The sequence below is a fragment of the Pseudomonas californiensis genome (assembly GCF_021147775.1).
In the GTDB taxonomy this organism is placed as follows: domain Bacteria; phylum Pseudomonadota; class Gammaproteobacteria; order Pseudomonadales; family Pseudomonadaceae; genus Aquipseudomonas; species Aquipseudomonas californiensis.
The window spans coordinates 1-2201 of record NZ_JAGTPK010000102.1; the positions used below are offsets into that span (position 1 = coordinate 1).

Here is a 2201-nt window from a genome sequence, read left to right on the forward strand (position 1 = left end):
GCATTGCAGGCTCGTATTGGTGTTGTGTGAGAACTCCAACAATACGGGCCTGTTCTCATTGAGATCAATGGATTACGTCGAAACGGGAACAGACCCTAGTAAAGATCGAGACCGTCGACAGTTATCAAGGTAAGGAAAACAACATCATCATCGTTTCCCTGACTCGCGCCAAAGCGGATCAATCACCTGGCTTTTTGGCGACCCCGAATCGTATCAACGTCGCGATGTCACGTGCGATGGAGCGGTTGGTCATCGTAGGCAGTTTAAGGATGTGGAGCGGCAGGAACGCAAGGCTTCCATTGGGTCAGGTAGCAAGCTTTATCCAGACGAAACAGGACACGATCAACTATTGCATCAAACCAGTGACGCCGGCCAGGGGGGTTGTCTGATGGAGCTTAACCCAGTTGTTCTATTCGAGCTGGACGTCGTGGTACCTGCGCAGCAGTTCCGTATCGAGTACACCCTTGTGGACAAAGGGGGGCTGCCAGTGGTACCGGAGTTTCTACTAAGACTGCTCAAGATTTCTGCGTTGCTGCCAGCTGAAATCGCCAATTATTTTGGGTTCACAGCTCAAGAGCTGAGTTTTGCAATCACACCGTTTTTACAGACGGGCGAGCTTAAAACGCGCCCTGATGGACGAATAGAGTTGACCGATAAGGGCCGTGGCTTGTTCGCCGGCAACCATGAGTCACCGATTGTGAAGCGTAAGGAAGAGCGCGAGCAGATGTTCGTGTTTGATCTCCTGGCGTTTACTTGCCTAGGGAAAAGTCTCGGAGATGCAGATTCTAAAAGGTGCCTGGAATTGCAGGCGCCCAGCGATACGCTCTCCGAGTCAGGTACAAAGGCCGTCGGTGCCTTCATGCGTCAAATCTACGATATTCATAGGGCTGGACACCTGGGTGGTCAGGCACAGGATGCGGGGCCGCCGGAGCTCTACAAGGTCGCAGGCGTTCAAAAAGTAAGGGATGGCTGGGAGAAGATAGAAGAGCGTGTAAGCCTTGATGCCGACTCTCGGCAGGTACGCTTTGTCGCTAAGGAAGGCCTGCGCGAAAATGAGATCTACATGCGTCAGCGTACGGAGCAGTTGAGCCGCATGCTGGGTAGAGAAAACCTCGATCAGGTTCTTCAGCTCGCCGACATCCTGGGAGATTCGGACGCCTACGACTTTGTGTCTTCAAATGGTCTGGACCTTTCTGCTCTCTACTACAGCGCGAGTGCCGTTGCACAGGTTAGAGAGTCTTCCGGGCTGCGACTTTTTGGATCGCTTCAGCTACAGCAAAACTGGGATAGAGTTTCTTCGGTGCTGCGCAAACATCAGAAAGCGCTTCAGGGTGAACCGCAAGCCGCCCCGATTAGCCTGTCCTGGCTGGCTCCGGCCTCTCATGAACTCTGGGGCCGCTCGGCCAGGCATGCCCAGATTTGCGGTGCATTTTCTGATCTCTCAAAAACAAAAAGCAAGGGAGGCGGGAATGATGGTAAACCTGTTTTCGACGCTAAGATTTTGATCCCTGTTTCTGCCAGCGATGATTGGCCGGCGATCAAGCGCGCAAAAGGCGACTGCAACAATGCCAGACTGCTTCTGTTCGGCTTTGTTGAGTCAGAGCAACTGGCGCCACTTGAGGCGATGGTCATTCACGGAAAATGCGCGGTCGTGATTTATCATTTGGTTTTGCCGACGTTGTCTCCGGTGCCTATCCCATTCGGATTCATCACGGAGGATGCTGCCAAGATCCTTAATGTTGAAAACCTGATAAACCGCACGATGGGCGAGTACGTCACAGGTAATACGCAGCGTTACCTCGGTAGCTTCGAGCGCCCCGCTGCCTGAGAGCAGCGACTGGGAACGTTCGCAGCGGTGGGGTAAAAGGCGTCGAGCTTTCGACCTGAGGCGCCGAGCGTTGCCACGAATACTTTGGCTCACGTCCGATGCAAACGACTGGCAAAATGGGGGGATGCGTCCGGCCAAGTCATCTACCCATCCCTGCAAAGCTAAGACATGGTGTCATGTCTTAGCTTTGCAGGGATGGGTAACTGCCGTTCCTACCGCAATCAAATGGCGTGCAATTTCTCACTCTTTCTCCTGAAATCATGGACATAAATGTGTAAGCGTATGGGGAATACGCCTTGCGTAGATCAGCCAGGCATCCATTGATGCGGCAGTAGATGCTCGATCTCACTGGCTTTCTGCGTCGGCAATCGCG

General features: G+C 53.2%; 2 protein-coding genes. Both read left to right on the top strand.

Annotated elements, in window-relative coordinates; all coding sequences use genetic code 11:
* Nucleotides 1–71 precede the first annotated feature (71 nt).
* Entirely contained in the window at nucleotides 72–389 is a 318-nt protein-coding gene (locus tag KDX37_RS29025) for a C-terminal helicase domain-containing protein (protein ID WP_319941728.1), read from the top strand.
* The gene (locus KDX37_RS29030; protein WP_231656610.1) at nucleotides 389–1828 is read left to right on the top strand and encodes a hypothetical protein; all 1440 of its coding nucleotides are present in this window, start codon (nucleotides 389–391) and stop codon (nucleotides 1826–1828) included. The genes KDX37_RS29025 and KDX37_RS29030 overlap by 1 nt, the downstream gene beginning before the upstream one ends.
* Nucleotides 1829–2201 lie beyond the last annotated feature (373 nt).